Raw genomic sequence first — 21,646 nt, 5'->3', positions numbered from 1 at the left:
GCACGGGGTGCCGGCGGATCCAGACCGCAGGGATGCGGTCAGGCGGCCCGTGCCGTGACCAGGTTGTAGGTGAGCGCGGGCCGCTCCAGCTCGCCGCGCTCCACCCGTTGTGCGCGCGCGATCATCGCCGATTCGAGTTCGGCACGGCGGTGGGGCGGCATGGCGCGGAAGAAGGGCATCATCACGAAGAACGGCTGGAACTCCCAGTACACCTCGTCGGCGGGCGGGAACGCGTAATCGCTCTCGCGCTCCGTGACCTCGATGTCGCTGAAGCCGGCAGCGGCGACGGCGCGGACGAGGTCGTCGTGCGCCGTGTAGTCGAGGGGGAACGGGAGCTCCTCGCCGATGTCTTCGGACGCCTCCAGCAGCGCCCGGATCACGGACGACGCCTTCGGTGACGGCCAGTGAGTGATCGCCACGGCGCCCCCGGGCCGCAGGACGCGCCGCGCCTCGGCCAGCGCGGCGGGCACGCCGTCGCGCAGGTACATGACCGTGAAGATCGAAAAGACGGCATCGAATGCGGCGTCCGGGTAGGTCAGCGTCGTCGCGTCCATCAATTCGGCGGATGCCGCGGGCCAGTGTCGCAGACGCCCGGCGACGTAGTCGGTGAGCATCGGGGCGGTGTCGATCGCGGTGGGGACGTATCCCCGTTCCGCCGCGGCAACGGCGAGGGATCCCGTGCCTGTGCCGAGGTCGAGGACCCGTGCGCCGGCGGGCAGGTCCAGCTCGTCCAAGAGGCGATGGGCGATCGCGCTGGTCGTGGGTTCGACCCACCGGGCTGTTGCCGCCAAGGAGTCGTCGAAGGGGTTGCCATTTACTAGGGCCATGGCCATCGTTTGTCGTCCAATCATTCGGGAGCGAACGGGCCGCCTCGGATCGGGCGGCGCCTTCCATGCAAGCGGCGGCGCGGGCCAGGCGCCATGTGCGCCCGGTCTTGACACATACGCGCTCTGTCATTCGGTACCGGGGCGCCGCCCCAGTACCCCCAGAGGCGGCATAGCCTGGCGGGATGGTCCCCCCCGATGCCCTGAGCGCCGCCGTCGCCGGTGTGCGTGTCGGCCGGGCCGAGGCCTGCCGCGTCAGTGCGGCCGGCCCCTGGGGTATGCGCTATACCGGCCTCGAGGTCAGCGGATTCCACGTGCTCGTGCGCGGGACGGCGTGGCTGGTGACCCCTGATGAACCACCGAGGCAGCTCGCCCCGGGAGACGTTGTGCTCGTTCAGCCCGGCGTCGAGCACGGCTTCTCTCCCGCGCCGGCGCGGCTGGCGTCACTGCCCCCGGCGATCCTGGGTTCCGGGGGAGGCGAGGATGCCGACGTGGAGTTCGTCTGCGGTGCCTACTGGATGGATCGCGGACGGTTCGCGAAGAACCTCACGCCGGTGCCCGGTGTGATCGTCTCGGCGGCGGAGGACACGGATGCCCATCTCCGCGGCATCCTCGCGCTGCTTGCGGCAGAACTCGACGCCACCCGCCCAGGTGCGGCCATCGCAACCCGCGCCCTGCTTGATCTGCTACTCACCCAGGTGTTGCGGCGGTGGTTCGAGGAAAACGGCGACATCACGTTGCCCGAGCAACGCGATCCCGAGATCGCCTACGTCATACGTGCCCTGCTCGCCGCCCCGGAACGACCGTGGACGGTGCGCGAGCTCGCAGATCTCGTGCACTTGCCGTCGCGCCGATTCTCCCGCCGATTCGCCGCGGTGACGGGCAGTCCGCCGATGAGCTATTTGACGTCCTGGCGACTTGCCCGGGCTGCGCAGCTTCTCCGGGAGAGCTCGCAGCCACTCGCCGCGATCGCACCCGCCGTCGGATACGCGAGCGAGTTCGCCTTGAGCGCTGCGTTCCGGCGCGAGTTCGGGCTCGCCCCCGGTCGCTATCGAACGAACGCGACCCTCGCGCCGGGCGCATCGCTGATGACCGGGCACGGGTAGGTCCATCGCCGCGCACCCTGTGCAGGATGGCAATATCTATCGAAAAACGATAGCCTCAGCACCGTCCACTCTTCAGAGGGGGTGCCATGGGCACCATATCGATCGTTCTTCTGCGCGTGGTCATCGCGCTTTCGCTGGTCGGGTCGCTGTTCGTGCAGGTCGTGATCGTGCCCCTGGTGTGGGCCGACCTGGAGGGCGAACCGCTGTGGGGACGGATCACGCTTGTCACCATCGCCGTGCTCGGCATCGTCACGATGCAGGTGTTCGCGGTGTGCGTCTGGCGGCTCTTGACCCTCGTGCGTCGCGGCGCCGTGTTCTCCGAGGCATCCTTCCGATACGTGGACGTCGTCATCGGCGCCGTCGCGTCGGCTGCCGGGCTGACCTTCCTCCTCGCGGTGATGCTCGCGCCGGGCGGGATCGCCCCCGGCGTGGTGGGGTTGATCTGCGGCGCCGCTCTCGTCCTGGCGGGGATGGCGCTGCTGGTCGTGGTGATGCGCCGACTCCTCTCGCAGGCGATCGATCGCGAGAACGAGGCGCGAGCCCTGCGCTCAGAGCTGGACGAGGTGATCTGAATGCCGATCGTCGTCGACATCGACGTGATGCTGGCGCGACGGAAGATGAGCGTCGGCACCCTGGCAGAACGCGTCGGGATCACGCCGGCGAACCTCGCCGTCCTGAAGAACGGACGAGCCAAAGCCGTGCGGTTCTCCACGCTCGACGCGCTCTGCGACGTGCTCGAGTGTCAGCCGGGTGATCTCCTGCGGTGGGAACCCGCGGATGCCGATGCGGATGCGGATCCGCTCATCCCGCCGTCCGGCGCTGGGCCGGGTCGGGTGCAGGATCGTGGTGGTGTCGATGCCGCTTGCGCTCTCGCGTCTTCCGGTCCCGTGGCACGATCCCGTCACCCAGGGCGGCGCTGATCGCGCTCGTCCAGATGGCGCTGCCGTTTCCGTGGGAACCGAAACCGTCGTAGCCCGCCATGATGCTCCTCTCGTCGATGAGGTCGCCTCATTCCGGGATACGCCCTGCACGCGTGCCGCTGGAGCGGCTTGACGAGCGGGGCGCGGTGTGCAGGTCATCCGTTGGCGGCGGGCTGCCCCTCGGGCCCCGTGCTCGCGGTCCGCGCGTTCCGCGTGGCGAGCCGCGCGAACGCGGCGGTGAGTTCGGGCGGCCCGACGACGTCGATGTCGGCGTCGAACCGGAGGAGGGATGCGGCAAGCGCCGCCCACGACCAGGAACCGGCTTCGAGACTGCAGCGGTGGGGCCCGAGGTCCTCCACGATCCCGTCGCCGGCGAACGGGACCACGTCCGACGCGGGGAGGTGCAGGATGACCTTCCCGGAGCAGGGCCAGCGGTTACGCAGGTCGGAACCCTTGAAGCGGGCGCCCACGTACGCGGCCACGTCGCCACCCGGTATGCGTCGCGGCGTGAACCGCGGGCCGGTGGGGGTACGCGGAGCGATGCGGTCGGCGCGGAAGATGCGCCAGTCAGTGCGCTCGAGATCCCACGCGACGAGGTACCAACGACCCGAGGACGTGACGAGGTGGTGCGGTTCCACCCGGCGCGGTGGAACCGCCTCCGCGCTGTCACCGGTGGTGCCGCGGGGATCGGGGGCATCCCGGCGCGTGTAGTCGAAGCGCAGCACCTCGCAGGACCGCGCAGCGGCGGAGATCGCGAGAAGCACCTCCGGCGACACCGTGTCGCGCCCGGCTTCGCCCACGCCGGCGGGCATCGCGGTGAACTCGAGAACGCTGAGGCGATGGCGAAGACGCGAGGGCATCACCTGCCGCACCGTGGTCAACGCCCGCAGCGCCGCTTCCTCGATACCCACGCCGGTGACGGTCGCCGTCTGCAGGGCGAGGGCCAGCGCGACGACCTGGTCGTCGTCGAAGAGCAGGGGAGGCAGCTCGCTGCCGGCGTCGAGGCGATAGCCGCCCTCCGGCCCCATCGTCGACTGGATGCGGTAGCCCATCTCGCGGAGCCGGTCGACGTCGCGGCGAACCGTCCGGGGGCTGATCTCCAGTCTCTCCGCGAGCACCGTGCCCGGCCAGTCGCGCCTGGTCTGCAGCAGCGAGAGCAGCTGAAGCAGCCGGGACGTGGTCGTCGTCATTCCTCGATGCTAGTTCGAGTGTAGGACCGAACCTGACCTATACATCTGGAAGCGTGGATGCTGTCAGGGAAACGCCCCGGCACCGTCACACCAGGAGCGAACATGAGCATTCAGACCACCCCCCACCTCAACTTCCACGGCGAAGCCCGCGCGGCTTTGGAGTTCTACCGGTCCGTCTTCGGCGGCGAAGTCACGATCGTCACCTACGCCGAGGTCGGCATGCCCCCCGAGGCGCCCGGCGCGAGCAACGTCGTCTTCGGTCAGGTCACCAGCGCCGACGGCTTCCGGGTCATGGCGTACGACATCCCTGGCGCGTCCGACAGTGCCGCGACCCACGCGGGCTCGACCCGCCGCGAGAACGGCGTCACGATCACCGAACAGCCGTTCTTCCTCTCCGTGCGCGGAGAGAGCCTCGACGAGGTCCAGGTCTACTGGAATGCGCTCGCCGTGGGAGCCTCGATCGTCGAGCAGTTGACCGCATCCGCATGGAGCCCCGGCTTCGGCATGCTCACCGACCGTTTCGGAGTGACCTGGAGTATCGACGTCGCCGCGCCCCACAGCGCTGCGTAGTCGCGCCGGGTGGGGCCCCACAGCATCCCGATCTCGCCCCGATGTCGATTTCGCCCGGCGCCGTTCGACGCGATAGTAGAGGGGCGATCCGAGCCTCGAGACCGAAGGAGCATCTCATGGCCAAGTACATGCTGATCATGCGCAACAGCGGATCCGCCGAGAACTATGAAGACATGGACGTCGAGGCGGTCCTCAACGCCATGGGGGCATACAACGAGTCGATGATCAAAGCGGGCATCCTCCTCGGAGGCGAGGGGCTTACGGATGCCGCGGAGGGGTCGGTGGTGGAGTTCACCGGCGAAGCGCCCGTGGTTACCGACGGCCCTTACGGCGAGACCCACGAGCTGTTCAACGGCTTCTGGATCATCCAGACCGCCACGAAGGAGGAGGCCATCGAGTGGGCGAGCCGTGCACCCCTCGGCGCCGGTAACAAGATCGAGGTGCGCCGCGTCACCGACGAGTCGGACTTCGCGGACTACTCCGACAACGAGTACGTCCAGAAGGAGAAGGGATGGCGCGCCGAGGAGGAAGCCGCAGCGAAGCGGCCATGAGCGACGACATCCGCCGCACGGTCGACGGCGTCTGGCGTATCGAGAGCGCGCGCATCGTCGCCACGCTCGCGAAGGCGACCGGCGACGTCGGCCTCGCGGAGGATCTCGCGCAGGAGGCGGTGGTGGAGGCGCTCGAGAAATGGCCCGAGACCGGCGTTCCGCGAAACGCGGGTGCCTGGCTGACGACGGTCGCCAAGCGGCGCGCGATCGATCACTGGCGGCGGCGCGCTGCGCTGGACGACCGGCACCGGGCCCTCGCGTCCCAGCTCGAGGAGGCAACCGACGACGACGGGGAGCCGATCGACGACGACGTGCTCCGACTGGTGTTCATCGCGTGTCATCCGGTGCTGTCCCGCGAGTCGCAGATCGCCCTCACCCTGCGCGTGGTGAGCGGTCTGTCGACGCAGGAGATCGCGCGGATGCTGCTGGTGCCCGTGCCGACCGTGCAGGCGCGCATCACGCGGGCCAAGAAGACGCTGGCTGCCGCGCACGCACCGTTCGAGACGCCTGAGCCGAGCGAGTGGGCGCAGCGGCTCGCCGGGGTGCTCGCGGTGGTGTACCTCATGTTCACCGAGGGGTATGCCGCGACCGCCGGCGACCGGTGGATCCGCACCGACCTCGCCCACGAGGCGCTGCGCCTCGGACGCGTTCTCGCCGCGCTCGCGCCCCGCGAACCGGAAGCCCACGCACTGGTCGCGCTCATGGAGTTCCAGGCATCCCGCTTCGGCGCGCGGATCGCCTCGGACGGTTCGCCCGTGCTGCTGGCCGATCAGGACCGCACGCGATGGGACCGGGGGCAGATCGTCCGTGGGAGCGCCGCGCTGGGGCGCGCGGATGCCCTCGGCCGTGGCCGTGGGCCGTACGCCCTGCAGGCGGCCATCGCCCAGTGCCACGCCACGGCGCCGAGCGTCGACGACACGGACTGGGAGCGCATCGTGCTCCTGTACGAGGCGCTCGGACGACTGGCCCCGAGCCCGGTGGTCGAGCTGAACCGCGCCGTCGCCGTGTCGATGGCCTCGGGGGCGGATGCGGCGTTGCCGATGGTCGACGCGCTCGCCGACGCCCCGGCACTGCAGGGCTCCCACCTCCTGCCGAGCGTGCGCGGCGAGCTGCTTCTGCGCCTCGGCCGCACGGAGGAGGCACGCGCGGAGCTGCTCAGCGCGGCGCAACGGGCCGCCAACGCGCAGCAGAGCGCCGTACTGCGGGCGAAGGCCGCCGCACTCTGACGAACCGGGGGCTGTCGAGCGTCGGGGGGCACGCGTATCGTGCACCCAACGCCCGAACTCAGCCCAGGGAGCCGACATGTCGTTCCAGGCGTACCTCGACACCATCGAAACCAAGACCGGCCTGACGCCGCGGCAGTTCATCGAGCTGGCCGGGCAACGCGGCTTCGGCCCCGATACGAAAGCCGGTCCGATCCTGGAGTGGCTCAAGGACGACTTCGACCTCGGACGTGGTCACGGCATGGCGCTGGTCCAGGTCATCACCAAGGGTGACCGGATCGCGGCGAAGCACGTGGGAAGCGGCGGGTCGCACAGCGACCCGAGCGATCGGCTCTGGCTCGACGGTCAGGCGACCCGGCCCAAAGAATGACGGCCGCCTGCGGGTGACGTCAGAGGGTGTAGCTGATGCTGAAGAGCCACTTCCGCGCTGCGCCGCCGTAGAGGCATCCCTCGCCGCCGTAGATCTTCCCGCCCTTGCGGATGATGTGCGCGCGCCAGGTGTTCTGGACGTACTGGCAATCCGCCTTCGTTGCCATGCCGTCGATCGCGACCCGATGAGAGGTGGCGGCAACGGCGGGCGCTGCGGTGACCGGCGTTCCTCCCGCGAGGGTGGCGACGGCGACGACAGTGGCGGCGAAACGGGTCTTCCAACGCATGACAACTCCCTTGTCCGAAACGCGTACATGCTGAGCTTGGCATGAAGGCCATCCGCGTCTCAATTCCGTTCCGCCGCATGATCCCCCGACACGATTCTCCCGATGACCGAAGCGCTCTGTGGGTCGCTCTCACGGCCCGGTCGATGCCCGTGACCGTCGCGCGGAGGGCGGGGCCGCCGATCTAGGTGCACGCCGGCGATCATGCAGCGGACCGACCCGCCGGCGAGTTCGATCGTGGGAACGGGCACCGCGACGATCCGGGCGCTCTTCTCGATGGTGCGGCGCTGCGCCGTGGTCAACGCGTCGCGCGCGTCGGACATCGCGCGGCGTCTCGGTATCGCGCGGGCGACGGCGAACAGCCGGCTCGCCCGCCTGGTCTCCTCCGGCGCGATCGTCGGCTTCAGCGTCCGGGTGCGCGACGAGGTCGCGGTGGATCAGATCCGCGCGATGTCGCTCATCGAGGTGGAGGGGCGCACCACGGATGCCGTCATCCGGCGCCTCCGCGGGTTCCCTGAGATCACGGCGCTGCACACCACGAACGGGGGATGGGACCTGGTTGCCGAGCTGCAGGTCGACAGCCTCGCCCGCTTCGATCAGGTGCTCGGCCGCATCCGGTCGACCGACGGCGTGGTCAACAGCGAGACGAGCCTGCTCCTGAGCTCCGTCCTACGCTGAGCGGCCGCCGCGCCGAGTACCCTCGGTGCATGGCCTTCGACGACCTCGTGCGCGTTCTCGACCAGACCCGCGTGGTCGCCGTCATCACCCGCCGCGCCGACGGCACCCGAATAGCCACCCCCATCTTGGCGATGGTGGTCGACGGTGTCCCCTACGTGCGGTCGGAGTACGGGAGGTCGTCCTGGTGGTATCGGCGCGCGATTTCCGGACGCGAGGTCGAGTTCGTCCTCGGCGACGGGATGATCGCCGCGCGAGACCGCGACGCCGCACTCGATCTGCCGACCGAACGCGTCGCGCTGGAGCCGGTGGCCGCGGATGACCCGGTGCAGCGCTCCATCGACCGCGTGATCGACACCAAGTACGCCGCGGCGCCCGCCGCCATGAAGAGCCCCGGAGCGAGGCAGTGCACGCTCCGGGTCGTCGCGCCCTGACCCACCTCCCGCGCGGTGGGTCACCGGCTGAACCGTGACGCCGCCGCGCCCCATCCCACGGGCAGCGCCACCCGCCTTCGCCGAACCACGCGCCGCGCGGCGGGAGCGGTTAGCGTGAATGGCATGCCCCCCACACCCTTCGGCTCCCTCGACGAGTACGTCTCGCTTCCCCGCATCGAGGCGCTGGCGCTCTCGCCCGACGGCCGGCGCGTGGTCCTCACCGTCGCCACCCTCACCAAAGACCGGACGGCGTACGAGCGCTCGCTGTGGGAGGTGCCCTCCGACGGTAGGGGCGCTCCACGGCGCCTCACGCGCTCGGCGAAGGGGGAGTCCGGCGCCGCGTTCACCGCCGCCGGGGATGTGCTCTTCGTCAGTGCGCGGCCGGATTCCGAGGCTGACGACGACGAGGAGTCCGGCCAGCTCTGGTTGCTGCCGGCAGGCGGCGGCGAAGCGCGACCGATCACGCGGCTCGCCGGCGGTGTGGGTGCCATCGCGGCCGTGGCCGAGGCATCCCCGCGCCTCGTCCTGTCGGCCGACCTGCTGCCCTCCGCCGACACGGTCGAAGACGACGCGCGGCTCCGCGCCGAACGGAAGAAGCGCAAGGTCTCAGCGATCCTGCATTCGAGCTACCCCGTGCGGTTCTGGGACCACGATCTCGGCCCGGACGAACCGCACCTCCTCGCCCTCGACCTCGACGCACTCGCCGACACGATCGGGGCGGTCGCGGAGGAGTCGGAGGCGGTCGAGGAGGAGGAGAAGGATGCGGCAAAGCCGTACCCCCGCGCGCTACCGCGTCCGCGCGACCTGACCCCACAGCCCGGGCGCACCGCCGACATCGCCGGAGCCGCGCTGACGCCCGACGGCGCCACGCTGGTCGCGTCGCTGCAGATCCCCGAAGGGCGCGACGCTCGCCACATCCTCGTCGCGATCGACACCGCCACCGGAAAGCGCACGACGCTTTTCGATGAGCGGAGCACGTACTTCGAGTCGCCCGCGATCAGCCACGACGGCGAGACGCTGGCGTATGTGCGGTCCGGCTTCGGTTCGCCCGAGGCTCCGGCCGACCAGGAGCTCTGGGTGTCGGAGCTCGACGGATCGAACCCCCGCCGCCTCGCGGGGGGATGGGACCGCTGGCCGAGCTCGGTGGCCTTCGACGCGGACGACCGCGCGCTCATCGTCACGGCCGATCAAGATGGGCGCGGGCCCATCTTCCGGGTGCCGCTCGACGGCGGCCCCGCCGAGCAGATCACGCGCGACGAATTCGCCTACACGCACGTCGGGATCGACCGGGGAACCGGCGATCTCATCGCGCTGCGGTCATCCTGGATGGCCCCACCCCACCCCGTGCGCGTCACCCGCGACGGGGTCGTGACCGCCCTCGCCTCGCCCGCCGCGCTGCCCGACTCCGCAGCGACCATGACGGAGGTGGACACGACAGCTGCCGATGGCGCACGTGTACGCGGCTGGCTGCTCCTTCCCGCCGGTGCCTCGCCGACGGCGCCGGCCCCGCTCCTGTTGTGGGTCCACGGTGGTCCGGTCTACAGCTGGAACGCGTGGAGCTGGCGGTGGAACCCGCAGCTCGCTGTCGCCCGCGGCTATGCGGTGCTGCTCCCCGACCCCGCCCTGTCGACGGGATACGGCCTCGACTTCATCGCCCGCGGCTGGAACGACTGGGGCGGCAAGCCCTATACCGACCTGATGACGATCACCGACGCCGTGGTGGCGCGGGATGACATCGACGAGACGAAGACGGCCGCTCTGGGCGGCTCGTTCGGCGGCTATATGGCGAACTGGGTGGCCGGGCACACCGACCGGTTCCGGGCGATCGTCACGCACGCGGGCCTGTGGGCGCTGGACCAGTTCGCCGCCACCACCGACTCGTCGGCGTATTGGCAACGGATCTTCACGCCCGAGGCGATGGTCGAGAACTCGCCGCACCGGTTCGTCCGCGACATCCGCACACCGCTGCTCGCGATTCACGGCGACCGCGACTACCGGGTGCCGGTCGGCGAGGGGCTTCGGCTGTGGTCGGAACTGAACGAGCATTTCGCCGCGGACGACGGCACGATCGTGCACCGCTTCCTGTACTTCCCCGACGAGAACCACTGGGTGCTCAAGCCGCAGCACGCCGTGGTCTGGTACGAGACGGTGTTCGCGTTCCTCGCCGAGCACCTGCACGGCGAGAGCATGAAGGTGCCGGAGGTCCTCGGCTGAGGTCACCGCGGTGACCGCCGAAAGAAAGAACTTCTCCGGGCCTGAGTCGCGTGGCGTCCGTCCCCCAGCGGGTGGCCTTCCGGCCTGGGTGTCGTCGCGGCGCACGTCGTGCTCCTCGTTAAGCTGCACCCGATGGACCTCTTGCGCCTGGCAGGTGGGGCCGGCGTCGGCAAGTCGACGACGGCGTGGGCGATCGCGCAGCGGCTCGCCGCGGAGGGCGTGGCGTCCGGTTACGTCGATATCGACCAGCTGGGCATGTGCTATCCGCCGCCGGAGGACGATCCGGATCGGTGGGGCCTCAAGGAGCGGGCCCTCGCCGGTGTCGCCAGGGAGTTCGTGCGGGCGGGCGCGGATCGGTTGATCGTCTCCGGCGTCGCCTTTCCGGATGCTCCGCCGCCGGGGATCCACGGGATCCGGGTGCACTCCCTTTGGCTCGATGCATCCGAGGAGACCCGACGCGAACGCTTGGCCGCGCGGAGGCTCGGGGAGGAACAGGTCGCGCAGTTCCTCGCTGCCGGCACTGCGGAGGCCGAGCGAGTGCATCCAGGGTGGGAGCGCGTCGATACGGAGCACCGTTCGGAGGCGGAAACCGTGGACGACGTGCGGGCGACGTGGCACCCGGATGCCGCGGGGAGCGGGCCCGGCCGCGGCGACGCAGTTCCGTCCCAGGCATCCGCCCCCTCTGCACGGGTGCTCTGGATCACCGGCCCGCGGCTCGCGGGCGCATCCCGGGTCGGCTGGGAAATAGCGAAGCAGGAGTGGGATGCGGGTCGGCGGGCCGGATTCGCGGATCTCGCGCAGCTCTCCTTCGCCTGGAATATCCGGGGCGCCGTCGGGCTCGCGAACCTGGCGCGCCTGTGTGCCGCCTTCACGGGCGCGGGGGCAGGCAGGATCGTGGTGACCGCACCGCTCGGGGTCGATCCTTCTGCAGCGCGCGCGGCCTTACCCGCGTCCGAGGTCACGTTCGTGCGGCTCGTGACCTCCGACCATGAGCCTCTCCGCGCTCACGAACTGTCCGTCGACATCGCAGGTCTCGCGCCTGCCCAGGCCGTTGCCGCGCTGCAGCGTCGTGCTGGTTGGTGACGTAACACGATGCCACTTCCGCCCTCCCACCGTCGCCGCGAGCTAGCATTTGGGAAATTGTCCCCCAGACACGAAGGACGTTGTCCATGAGCACCAGCACCAGCACCCGCCCCGCTCCACCGACCACCGTCACCGTCGCATTCGTTCTCTGGCTCCTGACCGTGCTCCTCGGCATCGTCGGCTCCGTCCTCCTCCTGGTGGTCGCCGGCGAGGCTGGGGTCGAGGGCGTCATCATCGCCGTCGTCGCGCTCGTCATTGCGATCGCGGAGTTGATCGTCCTGTTCAAGATGCGCGCCGGCCGAAACTGGGCGCGCATCGTGCTCACCGTTCTCGCCGTGCTGCAGATCGGCGGCACTGTCAGCGGGTCGGCGACCAACAGCTGGGTGCAGTGGGTGGGCCTGGGCGCCGTCGTGGTGTCCACCATCCTCATGTACCTCCCCGCCTCGAACGCGTACTTCAAGGCGAACGCGACTCGCTGACGCCGGCGGGCGCCGCGCGGGTCATGCGACTCCGCGGCGCCCGAGCCCGGTCGCTCAGCGGGAGAAGACCCGGTCCATCAGCCGGTCGGGCAGGATGCGGTTGAGCGGGAGCGTGAACGCAGCATCCGGTCCCAGGCTGTACCTGGTTCGGGGGCGTCTGGTCGTAGCGATTCTCGCGATCTTGGCGGCCGCCTTCTCAGCAGTGATCGCGCGCTCGAGGAATGAGGACTGAAACTTCACGGTCGAGGAGATCAACTCGCCGTAGAGGTCGGTGTGGTCTGGACTCATCCTCTCCGCGAGCTGCAGGGAGAGCGGGCCGCTCTTGTCCGCCATCGGTGTCTTCACGCCCCCGGACTGGACGATGACGACCTGGATACCTTGGGACGACACCTCCCGACGCAGGGCGTGGCTGGCGGATTCGAAGGCGGCTTTGCTGCCGGCGTAAGCGCCGTAGATGGGGAGGGTGGCCTCCGCGCCGACGGAGCTGATGTTGACCACCCGGCCCCGGCTGCGCCGTAGGGCCGGCAGCAACGCCTGGATGACAGCGATGTGTCCGAAGACGTTGACTTCGAAGTGCTCCCGCCAGATGCCAAGAGGGAGCACCTCGACGGGGGCGTTGATCTCGATCCCGGCGTTGTTGATCAGCGCCCGCAGCGGACGCTGATGGCGATCGTCGGCGATCCGGGCGGCGAGGGCCGCAACGTGTCGGGGGATGGTGATGTCCAGCGTGACCGGCTCGATGCGGTCGTCGCGGATCGCGTCCGCCTCCGTGTCGCTACGAACGCCGGCGAGCACGTGATATCCGCGGGAGGCAAGCGTGCGAGCGGTTGCCGCTCCGATGCCGGTGGAGGCCCCCGAGATGGCGATCAACTCGTGCTTCAGCAGTGTCATCGTTTCGTCCTCCCGCGGCACAATGTAGGCGCTGGCTACACATGTTGTCAACGTCAACTTTGCCTCGGTAGGCTGCTGAGCATGAGCGGGGGTCCGGGTCAGCGCCGATACCACCACGGCGACCTTCGAGCCGCCCTGCTCGAAGCGGCAGAACGCAGTGTCCGCACTCATGGCGTCGCCGACCTGTCGCTGCGCGACCTTGCCAGAGAGGTGGGGGTCAGCCATGCAGCCCCGCGCCGGCACTTCCCGGAGAGACAGGACCTGCTCGACGCCCTGGCCGAGGCGGGCTATGCGCGGCTCGGCGACCGGATCCGCGACGCCGTCGCCGACGAGGACGCAGAATTCGCCACGCGAGTGCGTCGCGCCGCATCCGCATTTGCTCACTTCGCCACAGAGAACGCCGCCTTGCTGGAACTGATGAACGCGAGCAAGAACCGTCAGGACGCATCAGAGGTCCCGCGCTCCGCCGAGGAGGCGTACGCGCCGCTGCTGAACCTCATTCGTCAGGGTCTGGCCGAGGGGGTGCTCGGTGAGGGGGAGCCCGAGAAAATCGGACTCATTCTGTATGCCACCATCAACGGGATCTCCACACTCGTCAACACCGGGGCGATCGAAGCGGAACGACTCGACGACCTCACCATCACGGCGGTCGACCAGTTCCTCAAAGGGGCCTCATAACCGCACCGGCCGTGGTGTTCCTTTGAAGGCCGACCAGTGCACGCCGATCCAGACGTCCGCCTTCTCGGGCCCGACGCTTTCCACTCGGCGGCCCGCCGCGCTCGACCGAGGCGGCTCCACGAGTCCGCTGAGGTCCCTGCGCAGTGCGGTCCAGGGCTCGTCATCAACCCACCCCCTGCATCGAAGCCGGGTCTGCAGCGCGCGAGCGCCGCGAGCTTCGACCACGGTCTCGCTCGACGTGATCACCCCCGTTGCGGGGTCTGCGAGGTCGCCTGCGATCCGGGCGGCGACTCCCTCATCGTCGACCGCACAGGGGCCGAGGGCCATCCGGAAGGCGTTGCCGTCGAGCATGCCGACAGCGACGAGTGAGGCGTCACTCGTCCAGAAACGCAGGTGCGTAACGGTCTGCTCAGCGCCGACCATCGAGTGCCACCCCACGTCGCCGGGATGGAGGTGGCCGGGTCAGTCATCGTCCTGCCAGCGGCTCAGTATCGCGACCATGCGCGGCAGGTCCGCCAAGACCGGAGTAACCGACGTCGATCGTCACACGCTCTATCTAAGCCGACCTCTTCGAAGAGCTTTTCGCTTCTCGCGCCCCGCGCAGAGCGGCCAGGCGGCCAGAAGACGACTGACCTGTCCTCGTGGAAGACAAAGCAAAGGTGGACCGCGGGGCTACGTCGCGCGAGACTGCTGCCCATGGGCATGGTCCGAACGCTGGTATTCGTTCCTCTGACTGTCGTGGGGGTGCTGACCCTCGCAGGTTGCGCAGCCTCGTCCGGCGTCGAGTATGCCGACCTGCGTGGAGAGCGTGCGTCCCGCGACGATCTGCCGGACCTCGGCGCCGATGTATTGGGCTCGGTAGACGAGTCGACGAGCCACTACCTCGGAGAGCACGACGGCACGTCGGTGTGGTTGGTCGAAGGTGCGGAGCAAGGCGCGATCTGTCTTCTGCTGGACGGGGGATCCTCCGGGTGGACCGCCGGCTGCGGCGGTCGGGGCGGGGTTGCTGTCAGCGGGATAGCGGGAAACTTCGTCGCGCAGCCCGACGGCCTACCCGCTCCTGAACGTGCGACGCAGATCTCGAAGAACGTGTACGCGCTCCCCACACCGCCTTGACCACCGAATCGGACGCCGCGATCCGGTGAGGGGGCCAGCACCTTCCCGATCGAACCCTCGTTCCGGGACAATCAGTTTCGGCTGGGGATCTGGGCGGGCGGGGGGTTTGCGAGGGCGAGCGACCACGACTCCCGATGAGAGTTCACGTAGCGCATCACGGCTTGCCAATGCTCGCCGTGCCCGTCATCGAACATCGACGCCCAGGGCTCCCTTTCAGCGAGATTCGATGAGTGAAGCAGGTCGTACATCGCCTCCGCTCGGTGGCCCATCGCGGATGGAAGCCGCTCTCGCATCCGCCCGTCGGCACCGTAGCCGTCGATGAATGCCGCCAGGGCCTGTGCCGAGTCTTGCGGTGCACGGCTGGGATCGTTGAGTGTGAATGCCTGTGCGGCATATGCCAAGTCCCACAGTCGCGTGCTGGGAGCGGCTGCATCCCAGTCGATGAAGACCCACCGGTCTCCCACGATCAGGTTCCACGGAGCGAGATCGTTATGGCAGACCAGCTCATCGCCAGGCGCCGGTATCGCTGTCTCCCACACGGCATCAGGGCCCGGGACAAAAGCCATGCTCGCGTCGTGGATAGAGCGAACGATTGAGCCGACCCGGCGGAGCTCCGTGCGAGAAAGAGGGCCCGCATCCATCGCCAGGCGGCCGGGCACGCACTCCTGAGTCTGTCGGCCTGCCTCGTCGCGGCCCAACGGGGCTGGCGCGTCCACACCGGCCGCGCGGAGGAACTCGACGTAGGAGATCACGCTGGGCGTGGCCGCTGTCCAGGCCTTCCGCACTGTGCTTCCGATGCGCACTATCTCGCCGCTGGCGTTCCCGCCCGCCAGTGCCTGCTCTTCCTCCACATCTCGAGGCTAACCGCGGGCGCCGACTGCTCGTTCCCGCGCGATCGTAGGATGGGCGTCATGAGCATGGCCCGAGGATCGCGGGTTGCCCTCATCACGGGGGTCGGGCGTCGGCGCTCCATCGCCGCGGGCCTTGCGGTCGGGTTGGCGCAGGACGGCTGGAACCTCGCCCTGAACTATTGGCGACCCTACGACGACCGCCTCGGAATGGAACAAGGCCGCGACGATCCAGAAGCGGTGGCCGACGAATGCCGCGCTTTCGGCGTCACCGTGAAACTCATCCCCGGTGACCTCAGCGCACCGGAAACCCCGGCCGAGCTCGTCGAGGCCGCACGTGAGATCGGCCCCGTCTCCGGCCTGGTCATGTCGCATGCCGAGTCCGTCGACAGCTCGATCCTCGACACCAGTCTCGAAAGCTGGGACCGGCACTTCGCCGTCAACGCGCGAGCCACCTGGCTCCTGATCAAATCGTTCGCCGAGCAACTCCCGCCCGCTCCTGCTGCAGGCGAGGTCACCGGCAACATCGTGGCCCTCACCAGCGACCACACCGCCCATAACCTCCCCTATGGCGCCAGTAAAGGCGCACTCGATCGCATCGTGACCGCGGCAGCCGTCGAGCTCGCCGAGCGCGGAGTTCGCGCGAACGTCGTAAACCCCGGCCCCATCGACACCGGATGGATGAGCGACGACGTCCGCGCGTGGGCCATCAGCGCCACTCCGGCCGGCCGACTCGGAACGCCGAAGGACACGGCCGACCTCGTCCGGTTCCTTCTCTCCCCGGAAGGCTCATGGCTCAATGGACAACTCCTACACAGCAACGGTGGATTCAACGCGCGCTAGCAGGTGTCAGTGCGGGTGAGGCGACCAACGGGGGACGCACCTAGTCGTGCGTCCCCCGTTGGTCTATCTGTGCCGCGTAACGGCTGTTGCATCAAAGCCGGTTCCCCAGTCGCCGGCCCGCTTCGATTCTGGACGGCACCCCCGAATCGGCCCAGGGCCGGAAGTCCCGGTGCAGAGTCCCAATGTCTGCCGGTCACGCGCGATCGCACGCCGCGTAGTGGTTCGCGGCGGCCGGACCCGCTGGGGCACACTCGGCGAGTCGCGCCGGCCAACGAAAAAGGCCCCTTCCCAGTAGAAGCCTGAGAAAGGGCCAGTGGCTCCGACGGGCGTCGATCCCGTGACCTCACGATTTTCAGTCGTGCGCTCTACCAACTGAGCTACAGAGCCGCGTGGCATCCGAAGCTGCCACGTCCTAGACGAAGGGCCTCCTCGAAAGAAGGCCCGTCGCTCGGAGCGACCCTGACGGGACTTGAACCCGCGACCTCCGCCGTGACAGGGCGGCACGCTAACCAACTGCGCTACAGGGCCATGCTTATTCAGTTGTGCCGGTGGAAATGTGACCCCAACGGGATTCGAACCCGTGCTACCGCCGTGAAAGGGCGGCGTCCTAGGCCGCTAAACGATGGGGCCGAAATGAACCCCTTCGCCACGCGGGCTCAGTGCTCACTTGCCGACGCTCAAGCATACGCAATCCCCCGCTGATCCGCCAATCGGGGGCGAGTCCAGCAGGGATATCCCCGCTCGGGGGGCCAACATGGATGTCGCGGCGTTGGCGCAGCGAACCTGTTGCTCTTGTGACTCCTGTTGCTACTGTGGTCGAAGTTACCGCGGAGAGGGAAGGTGCTGTGTGACGCTCGACCGTCTCGACACTGAGGAGTGCGACTGTGCACCCAGTCCCCGGGAACGACGGATGCTCTGGCCATCGGTCGACCGCCGCGGTGCCCTCACCCTCGGAGCACTCGGCGCCATGGGCATCGGGCTCTTCGGGGCCACAGCCGGACCGCTCGTACCCGCCGCCTTCGGCATTGCCGGATACCCATCGTGGGCCGACGTCGAGCGCGCACGCGCGAATGAGGCATCCAAGGCCGCGGAGATCACCCGCATCCAGGCTCTGATCCAGGGGCTCGCCGCCGACGTGCAGCGAACCCAGGCCGAGGTCGTCGCGCGGTCGAACGAGTACTACGAAGCGCAACAGGCGTATCTGCAGGCCGCGTACGACGCCGATCAACTGCAGGCGCAAGCCGACGCGCAGTCTGCCAAGGCCACGGATGCGGCCAACAAGGCCGGCCGCGTTGCTGCGCAGCTGTACCGCAGCGGTGGGGACAGCGCGTCCCTGGACCTCTTCTTCGCCGGCTCGGCCGCCTCCGCTGACGACCTGCTCAACCGCCTGGGGACGATGGACAAGCTCATCGAGCGGAACCAGTCGGTCTATGCCCAAGCGGTGACCGCGCGTGACAGCGCGCAGAGTCTCAGCGACCAGGCGGAGGTGATGCGCGCGGAGCGCGACCGGCTGCAGAAGGTGGCCGAGGAGAAGATGGTCGCGGCGCAGCAGGCCGCGGACGCGGCCCAGGCCGCGCTCGCTGCTCAGCAGGCCAACCAGGTGACGCTCGAGGCGCAGCTCGCCGCGCTCAGGGACACCACGGCCAAGACGGTCGCCGACTACCAGGCCGGCGTGGAAGCCGAACGCAAGGCCCGTGAGGAGCGGGAGCGCAAGGCCCGCGAAGAGGCCGAGCGCCGTGCCCGCGAAGAGGCCGAGCGCCGTGCCCGCGAGCAGGCCGCCAGCAAAAACAACGGCGGCGGTGGCGGCGGTGGCGGCGGTGGCGGTGGCGGTGGCGGTGGCGGCGGTGGCGGCGGGGGATCCGCCGGTGGCGGTGGGGTCGTCGCATCGGGCTGGGCGAGGCCCTCCTCCGCGAGCGTCACTTCCGGGTACGGCCGTCGCTCCCAGCAGTGCACGCCCGGCTACTGCTCGACCAAAGACCACCTGGGCATCGACTTCGGCGCCGGGTGCTGGGCGCCGATCTTCGCAGCCTCCGCCGGAAGAGTGACCTATGCCGGATACAACGGCGGCTACGGCAACTACATCAAGATCGATCACGGCAACGGCGTCTCGACCGGCTACGGCCACATCATCGGCGGCGGCATCTACGTCCACTCCGGGCAGTGGGTGAACGCGGGACAGCAGATCGCCGGCACCGGCCAGACCGGCAACTCCTTCGGCTGCCACCTCCATTTCGAGGTGTATACCTCCAGCGGCACGATCAACCCGGCGCCGTTCCTCCGCGACCGCGGTGTCTGGGTCTGACCCGCTCCGACACGAAGAAGCCCGGCCGATGCGGCCGGGCTTCTCGTATGTTCGTGAAGGTCAGAGCGAGTTCGGGGCCTCGCCGGCACCCTGCGTGCGGGTCTCGCCCTCGTGCTCTTGGAAGCGCGCGAACGCTTCGCCGACGAGACGCTCGGCTTCCGCCGCATCCGCCCAGTCATCGACCTTGACCCACTTGTTCGGCTCGAGATCCTTGTAGTGCTCGAAGAAGTGCGCGATCTCCTTCTTCGTCCACTCGTCGATGTCGCCGACATCCTGGATGTGATCCCAGCGCGGATCCTTCGACAGCACCGCGACCACCTTGTCGTCGCCGCCGGCCTCATCGCTCATCTTCAGGACCCCGACGGGCCGCACCTTCGCGAGGATGCCGGGGTACAGGTCGCGGTCCAGGAGCACCAGCACGTCGAGCGGGTCGCCATCTTCGCCGAGCGTGTTCTCGAAGAAGCCGTAGTTCGCCGGGTAGCCGAACACCGTGTAGAGGATGCGGTCGAGGAAGACCCGGCCGGTGCCGTGGTCGACCTCGTACTTCACGCGGCTGCCGCGCGGGATCTCGATGACGGCGTCGTACGCGCCCATACGTGTGCTCCTTCAATCGTGGGGAGACTTCGTTAGCTGACGCTCGGCCAGCGGAAGTGCCGCGCACCAGCCTAATGCGGCGCTCTCGCGCGCACTGGCCACGCCCGATCTCCGATTGCGCATCGGCCACGCTCGCCGTTTCGCTTGCGCATCGGCCATGCCCGTCCTCCGGTTGCGGATCGGCCATGCTCGCCGTTTCGCTTGCGCATCGGCCACCCCCGGCCACGCCCGGCCTCCGGTCGCGGACCGTACTCAGTCTGAAATTGCGCGACGCCCGCGACACGCCGGTGAGGGGGTGCTGCGGCCACGATCCGGACTGAGTACGGTCCGGGCGCGCGTACCCCGGTCGCCCGCTGGCCGTACTCAGTCCGGACAGCCCCGGTCGCGCTGGCCGCAGTCAGGCCGCGCTGGGCGCTGACCGTCCCCAGGCCGCGCGCTGGCCACGCCCGGCCTCCGGTCGCGGACCGTACTCAGTCTGAAATCGCGCGACGCCCGCGACACGCCGGTGAGGGGGCGCTGCGGCCACGATCCGGACTGAGTACGGCCCGGGCGCCCGCACCCCCGGTCGCGCTGGCCGCAGTCAGGCCGCGCTGGCCGCTGGCCGCACGCTGGCCACGCCCGTCCTCGTGCCGCGCGGACCGTACTCAGCCTGAAATCGCGCAACGTCCGCGACACGCCGGTGAAGGGGCGCTGCGGCCACGATCCGGACTGAGTACGGCCCGGGGGCTGAGGGCGAACGGGGCTGCGCGCGGCCCCGGTAGCGTGGGGCCGTGGACCGCCGACCCTCGCTCGCCCCCGCCGTCGCCGAGGTGCGCCGTGCCGTGCGGGAGGCGCTCGAGCCGCCCGCGGCCGCCGCCGACCCGGGCGTCATCGTGGCGTTGTCGGGAGGCGCGGACTCGCTCGCCCTTGCCGCAGCCACCGCGTTCGAGGCACCCAAGCTCGGCCTCCGCGCTGTCGCGATCGTCGTCGACCACCAGCTCCAGGCCGATTCAGCCGAGGTCGCAGCGCGAGCGGCGGATGCGGCGCGGAGCATGGGGCTCGAGGCGCATGTCGTGGGCGTGACGGTGGGGGGCGCCGGCGGCCCGGAGGCGGCCGCGCGCACCAGCAGGTACCGCGCGCTGGCCGAAGCCGCCCGGGCACACCGCGCCGCCGCGGTCCTCGTCGGGCACACTCTCGACGATCAAGCCGAAACCGTGTTGCTGGGCCTTGCCCGGGGATCCGGGGCGGCGAGCCTCCAAGGCATGGCCCCCGTCAGCGAGTTCGACGGCGTCTCCCTCCTCCGCCCCCTGCTCGCCGTACGGCGGAAGACCACCCGCGCGGCGTGCGCGGCCGAGGGCCTCGAACCGTGGGATGACCCGCACAACGCCGACCCCCGGTACGCCCGGGTGCGGGTGCGCGACCGCGTGCTGCCGGTGTTCGAGGCGGAACTCGGCCCAGGGGTGGCCGAGGCGCTGGCCCGCACCGCCGAGCAGCTCCGGGAAGATGCCGAGGCGTTCGCCGACATGATCGACGAGGTGATCGAAGACCTCGTCGAGCACGCCGAAGCCGGGATCTCCATCTCGGCGGCCGCGCTCGCCGCCAACCCCGCGGCCCTCCGGCACCGCATCATCCGCCACGTCGTGGCCAGCGAGTTCGGCCAGAGCCTCAGCCGTGCCCAGACGCTCGAGGTCGCGCGGCTGGCAACGGCGTGGTCGGGGCAGGGCGCGATCGACCTGCCCGGATGCCGCGCCCGTCGGGTGGGCGGGGCCATCGAGTTCACCGCCTCAGGCCGCGCCGGCGCATCCGCTTAGGATCGAGAACATGCGCGCCGCCGACATTCCGGATGACATCACCGACATCCTGCTCACCGAGGAGCAGATCCAGGAGAAGCTCAGCGAGCTCGCCGGGCAGGTGGCGGTCGACTACGAGGGCAAGAACCTCCTCCTCGTCGGCGTGCTCAAGGGGGCGGTCATGGTGATGGCCGATTTCGCCCGACAGCTTCCGGGGCACATCGAGATGGACTGGATGGCCGTGTCCTCCTACGGCACCGGCACCCGCTCGAGCGGTGTCGTGCAGATCCGCAAAGACCTCGACACCGACCTCCACGGCCGGCACGTCCTCATCGTCGAAGACATCATCGACTCCGGGCTGACGCTGAGCTGGCTCCTGGAGAACTTCGCCTCGCGCGGCGCCGAATCGGTCGAGGTGCTCGCGCTCCTCCGCAAGCCCGACGCCATGAAGGTGCACGTCGATTGCCGGTACGTCGGCTTCGACATCCCGAACGAGTTCGTCATCGGCTACGGCCTGGACTACGCCGAGCGCTACCGCAACCTGCGGGATGTCGCGGTGCTCGCGCCGCACGTCTACAGCTGAACCTGCCCGCCCGAGTGGCCGCACGGTCGAGCACGCGGAGAGTCGATCGACCGTCATCTTCGGACGAAAGATCACGAACTGCGGACGGAAAGTGATTCCG

At 69.4% G+C, this 21,646-nt stretch carries 24 protein-coding genes, 3 tRNA genes and 1 pseudogene; 18 read left to right on the top strand and 10 right to left on the bottom strand.

The annotated features are described in order from the left end of the window. Window positions 1-38: 38 nt before the first annotated feature. A complete protein-coding gene (locus tag AC2DFQ_RS11030; protein WP_484510126.1) occupies window positions 39-827 on the bottom strand; it encodes a class I SAM-dependent methyltransferase in 789 nt (262 codons plus the stop codon). A gap of 182 nt (window positions 828-1,009) precedes the next feature. Between AC2DFQ_RS11030 and AC2DFQ_RS11025 the strand changes: the two genes are divergently transcribed. The 3 genes and pseudogenes from AC2DFQ_RS11025 to AC2DFQ_RS11015 form a co-directional block, all read left to right on the top strand. After that, on the top strand, window positions 1,010-1,930 hold the full coding sequence (locus AC2DFQ_RS11025) for a helix-turn-helix transcriptional regulator (protein WP_484510127.1): 921 nt from the start codon (window positions 1,010-1,012) through the stop codon (window positions 1,928-1,930). 86 nt (window positions 1,931-2,016) lie between these two features. After that, window positions 2,017-2,502: a DUF2975 domain-containing protein gene (locus tag AC2DFQ_RS11020; protein ID WP_484533918.1), complete on the top strand. Its 486-nt coding sequence runs from the start codon at window positions 2,017-2,019 to the stop codon at window positions 2,500-2,502. Then, window positions 2,503-2,709: pseudogene (locus AC2DFQ_RS11015) on the top strand (helix-turn-helix domain-containing protein); the annotation flags it as partial. A 296-nt stretch (window positions 2,710-3,005) separates the two neighbouring features. Here the strand turns inward: AC2DFQ_RS11015 and AC2DFQ_RS11010 are convergent. Continuing rightward, complete coding sequence (locus tag AC2DFQ_RS11010) at window positions 3,006-4,040, bottom strand: helix-turn-helix transcriptional regulator (protein WP_484533917.1); 1,035 nt, start codon at window positions 4,038-4,040, stop codon at window positions 3,006-3,008. A gap of 102 nt (window positions 4,041-4,142) precedes the next feature. Here AC2DFQ_RS11010 and AC2DFQ_RS11005 point away from each other — a divergent pair, with 102 nt between their 5' ends. The 4 genes from AC2DFQ_RS11005 to AC2DFQ_RS10990 all read left to right on the top strand — a co-directional run bounded on the left by AC2DFQ_RS11005 (window position 4,143) and on the right by AC2DFQ_RS10990 (window position 6,754). Beyond that, window positions 4,143-4,610, top strand: coding sequence for a VOC family protein (locus AC2DFQ_RS11005; protein WP_484533916.1), 468 nt, complete (start codon window positions 4,143-4,145; stop codon window positions 4,608-4,610). A 116-nt stretch (window positions 4,611-4,726) separates the two neighbouring features. Next, window positions 4,727-5,161: a YciI family protein gene (locus tag AC2DFQ_RS11000; RefSeq protein WP_484510131.1), complete on the top strand. Its 435-nt coding sequence runs from the start codon at window positions 4,727-4,729 to the stop codon at window positions 5,159-5,161. Continuing rightward, window positions 5,122-6,387 carry an RNA polymerase sigma factor gene (locus tag AC2DFQ_RS10995; RefSeq protein ID WP_484510132.1) on the top strand — a complete coding sequence of 422 codons (1,266 nt, stop codon included), beginning with the start codon at window positions 5,122-5,124 and terminating at the stop codon, window positions 6,385-6,387. Before AC2DFQ_RS11000 ends, AC2DFQ_RS10995 begins: the two co-directional genes overlap by 40 nt. Window positions 6,388-6,463: 76 nt before the next feature. Further along, window positions 6,464-6,754, top strand: a complete 291-nt coding sequence (locus AC2DFQ_RS10990; RefSeq protein ID WP_484533915.1) for a DUF4287 domain-containing protein — start codon at window positions 6,464-6,466, stop codon at window positions 6,752-6,754. A gap of 19 nt (window positions 6,755-6,773) precedes the next feature. On the opposite strand, the gene AC2DFQ_RS10985 is transcribed toward AC2DFQ_RS10990, so the two are convergent. Next, a complete protein-coding gene (locus AC2DFQ_RS10985; RefSeq protein WP_484533914.1) occupies window positions 6,774-7,040 on the bottom strand; it encodes a hypothetical protein in 267 nt (88 codons plus the stop codon). A 59-nt stretch (window positions 7,041-7,099) separates the two neighbouring features. After that, complete coding sequence (locus AC2DFQ_RS10980; protein WP_484533913.1) at window positions 7,100-7,360, bottom strand: arginine deiminase-related protein; 261 nt, start codon at window positions 7,358-7,360, stop codon at window positions 7,100-7,102. Between AC2DFQ_RS10980 and AC2DFQ_RS10975 the strand changes: the two genes are divergently transcribed. The 5 genes from AC2DFQ_RS10975 to AC2DFQ_RS10955 all read left to right on the top strand — a co-directional run bounded on the left by AC2DFQ_RS10975 (window position 7,242) and on the right by AC2DFQ_RS10955 (window position 11,922). Then, window positions 7,242-7,715 (top strand): Lrp/AsnC family transcriptional regulator, encoded by a 474-nt coding sequence (locus AC2DFQ_RS10975; protein ID WP_484510135.1) that lies wholly within the window; start codon window positions 7,242-7,244, stop codon window positions 7,713-7,715. The two genes, AC2DFQ_RS10980 and AC2DFQ_RS10975, sit on opposite strands and share 119 nt — an antisense overlap. 29 nt (window positions 7,716-7,744) lie before the next feature. Further along, window positions 7,745-8,146 carry a DUF2255 family protein gene (locus AC2DFQ_RS10970; RefSeq protein WP_484510136.1) on the top strand — a complete coding sequence of 134 codons (402 nt, stop codon included), beginning with the start codon at window positions 7,745-7,747 and terminating at the stop codon, window positions 8,144-8,146. A 123-nt stretch (window positions 8,147-8,269) separates the two neighbouring features. Beyond that, window positions 8,270-10,360, top strand: a complete 2,091-nt coding sequence (locus AC2DFQ_RS10965; protein ID WP_484533912.1) for a S9 family peptidase — start codon at window positions 8,270-8,272, stop codon at window positions 10,358-10,360. Window positions 10,361-10,492: 132 nt separating this feature from the next. Beyond that, window positions 10,493-11,443, top strand: a complete 951-nt coding sequence (locus AC2DFQ_RS10960; RefSeq protein WP_484533911.1) for an AAA family ATPase — start codon at window positions 10,493-10,495, stop codon at window positions 11,441-11,443. Between the two features lie 86 nt (window positions 11,444-11,529). Then, window positions 11,530-11,922 (top strand): hypothetical protein, encoded by a 393-nt coding sequence (locus AC2DFQ_RS10955; RefSeq protein WP_484533910.1) that lies wholly within the window; start codon window positions 11,530-11,532, stop codon window positions 11,920-11,922. Between the two features lie 54 nt (window positions 11,923-11,976). Here AC2DFQ_RS10955 and AC2DFQ_RS10950 read toward each other — a convergent pair whose 3' ends face one another. After that, on the bottom strand, window positions 11,977-12,813 hold the full coding sequence (locus AC2DFQ_RS10950) for an SDR family NAD(P)-dependent oxidoreductase (RefSeq protein ID WP_484533909.1): 837 nt from the start codon (window positions 12,811-12,813) through the stop codon (window positions 11,977-11,979). Window positions 12,814-12,894: 81 nt separating this feature from the next. On the opposite strand from AC2DFQ_RS10950, the gene AC2DFQ_RS10945 reads away from it, so the two are divergent. Both AC2DFQ_RS10945 and AC2DFQ_RS10940 read left to right on the top strand, forming a co-directional pair. Continuing rightward, window positions 12,895-13,491, top strand: coding sequence for a TetR/AcrR family transcriptional regulator (locus tag AC2DFQ_RS10945; RefSeq protein WP_484533908.1), 597 nt, complete (start codon window positions 12,895-12,897; stop codon window positions 13,489-13,491). Window positions 13,492-14,187: 696 nt separating this feature from the next. Then, window positions 14,188-14,607 (top strand): hypothetical protein, encoded by a 420-nt coding sequence (locus tag AC2DFQ_RS10940; RefSeq protein ID WP_484533907.1) that lies wholly within the window; start codon window positions 14,188-14,190, stop codon window positions 14,605-14,607. A 71-nt stretch (window positions 14,608-14,678) separates the two neighbouring features. On the opposite strand, the gene AC2DFQ_RS10935 is transcribed toward AC2DFQ_RS10940, so the two are convergent. Further along, window positions 14,679-15,458 (bottom strand): phosphotransferase, encoded by a 780-nt coding sequence (locus tag AC2DFQ_RS10935; protein WP_484533906.1) that lies wholly within the window; start codon window positions 15,456-15,458, stop codon window positions 14,679-14,681. 66 nt (window positions 15,459-15,524) lie between these two features. Here AC2DFQ_RS10935 and AC2DFQ_RS10930 point away from each other — a divergent pair, with 66 nt between their 5' ends. Further along, the gene (locus tag AC2DFQ_RS10930) at window positions 15,525-16,298 is read left to right on the top strand and encodes an SDR family oxidoreductase (RefSeq protein WP_484534103.1); all 774 of its coding nucleotides are present in this window, start codon (window positions 15,525-15,527) and stop codon (window positions 16,296-16,298) included. A 314-nt stretch (window positions 16,299-16,612) separates the two neighbouring features. Here AC2DFQ_RS10930 and AC2DFQ_RS10925 read toward each other — a convergent pair. From AC2DFQ_RS10925 to AC2DFQ_RS10915, 3 genes are all read right to left on the bottom strand, one after another. After that, window positions 16,613-16,685, bottom strand: a tRNA-Phe gene (locus tag AC2DFQ_RS10925). A 67-nt stretch (window positions 16,686-16,752) separates the two neighbouring features. Then, a tRNA-Asp gene (locus AC2DFQ_RS10920) sits at window positions 16,753-16,826 on the bottom strand. Between the two features lie 29 nt (window positions 16,827-16,855). Further along, a tRNA-Glu gene (locus AC2DFQ_RS10915) sits at window positions 16,856-16,928 on the bottom strand. A 280-nt stretch (window positions 16,929-17,208) separates the two neighbouring features. Between AC2DFQ_RS10915 and AC2DFQ_RS10910 the strand changes: the two genes are divergently transcribed. Then, window positions 17,209-18,600: a peptidoglycan DD-metalloendopeptidase family protein gene (locus AC2DFQ_RS10910; protein WP_484533905.1), complete on the top strand. Its 1,392-nt coding sequence runs from the start codon at window positions 17,209-17,211 to the stop codon at window positions 18,598-18,600. Window positions 18,601-18,660: 60 nt separating this feature from the next. Here AC2DFQ_RS10910 and AC2DFQ_RS10905 read toward each other — a convergent pair whose 3' ends face one another. Continuing rightward, window positions 18,661-19,194 (bottom strand): inorganic diphosphatase, encoded by a 534-nt coding sequence (locus tag AC2DFQ_RS10905; protein WP_484510147.1) that lies wholly within the window; start codon window positions 19,192-19,194, stop codon window positions 18,661-18,663. A gap of 770 nt (window positions 19,195-19,964) precedes the next feature. Here AC2DFQ_RS10905 and tilS point away from each other — a divergent pair. Both tilS and hpt read left to right on the top strand, forming a co-directional pair. After that, entirely contained in the window at window positions 19,965-20,984 is a 1,020-nt protein-coding gene (gene tilS / locus AC2DFQ_RS10900; protein ID WP_484510148.1) for a tRNA lysidine(34) synthetase TilS, read from the top strand. Between the two features lie 10 nt (window positions 20,985-20,994). Next, window positions 20,995-21,546, top strand: coding sequence for a hypoxanthine phosphoribosyltransferase (gene hpt, locus AC2DFQ_RS10895; RefSeq protein ID WP_484510149.1), 552 nt, complete (start codon window positions 20,995-20,997; stop codon window positions 21,544-21,546). Window positions 21,547-21,646 lie beyond the last annotated feature (100 nt).

It is taken from the genome of Microbacterium sp. Z11_20 (genome assembly GCF_057197605.1).
Note: the sequence above shows the minus strand (reverse complement) of the source record. Positions and strands in the feature narration are given on the sequence as shown.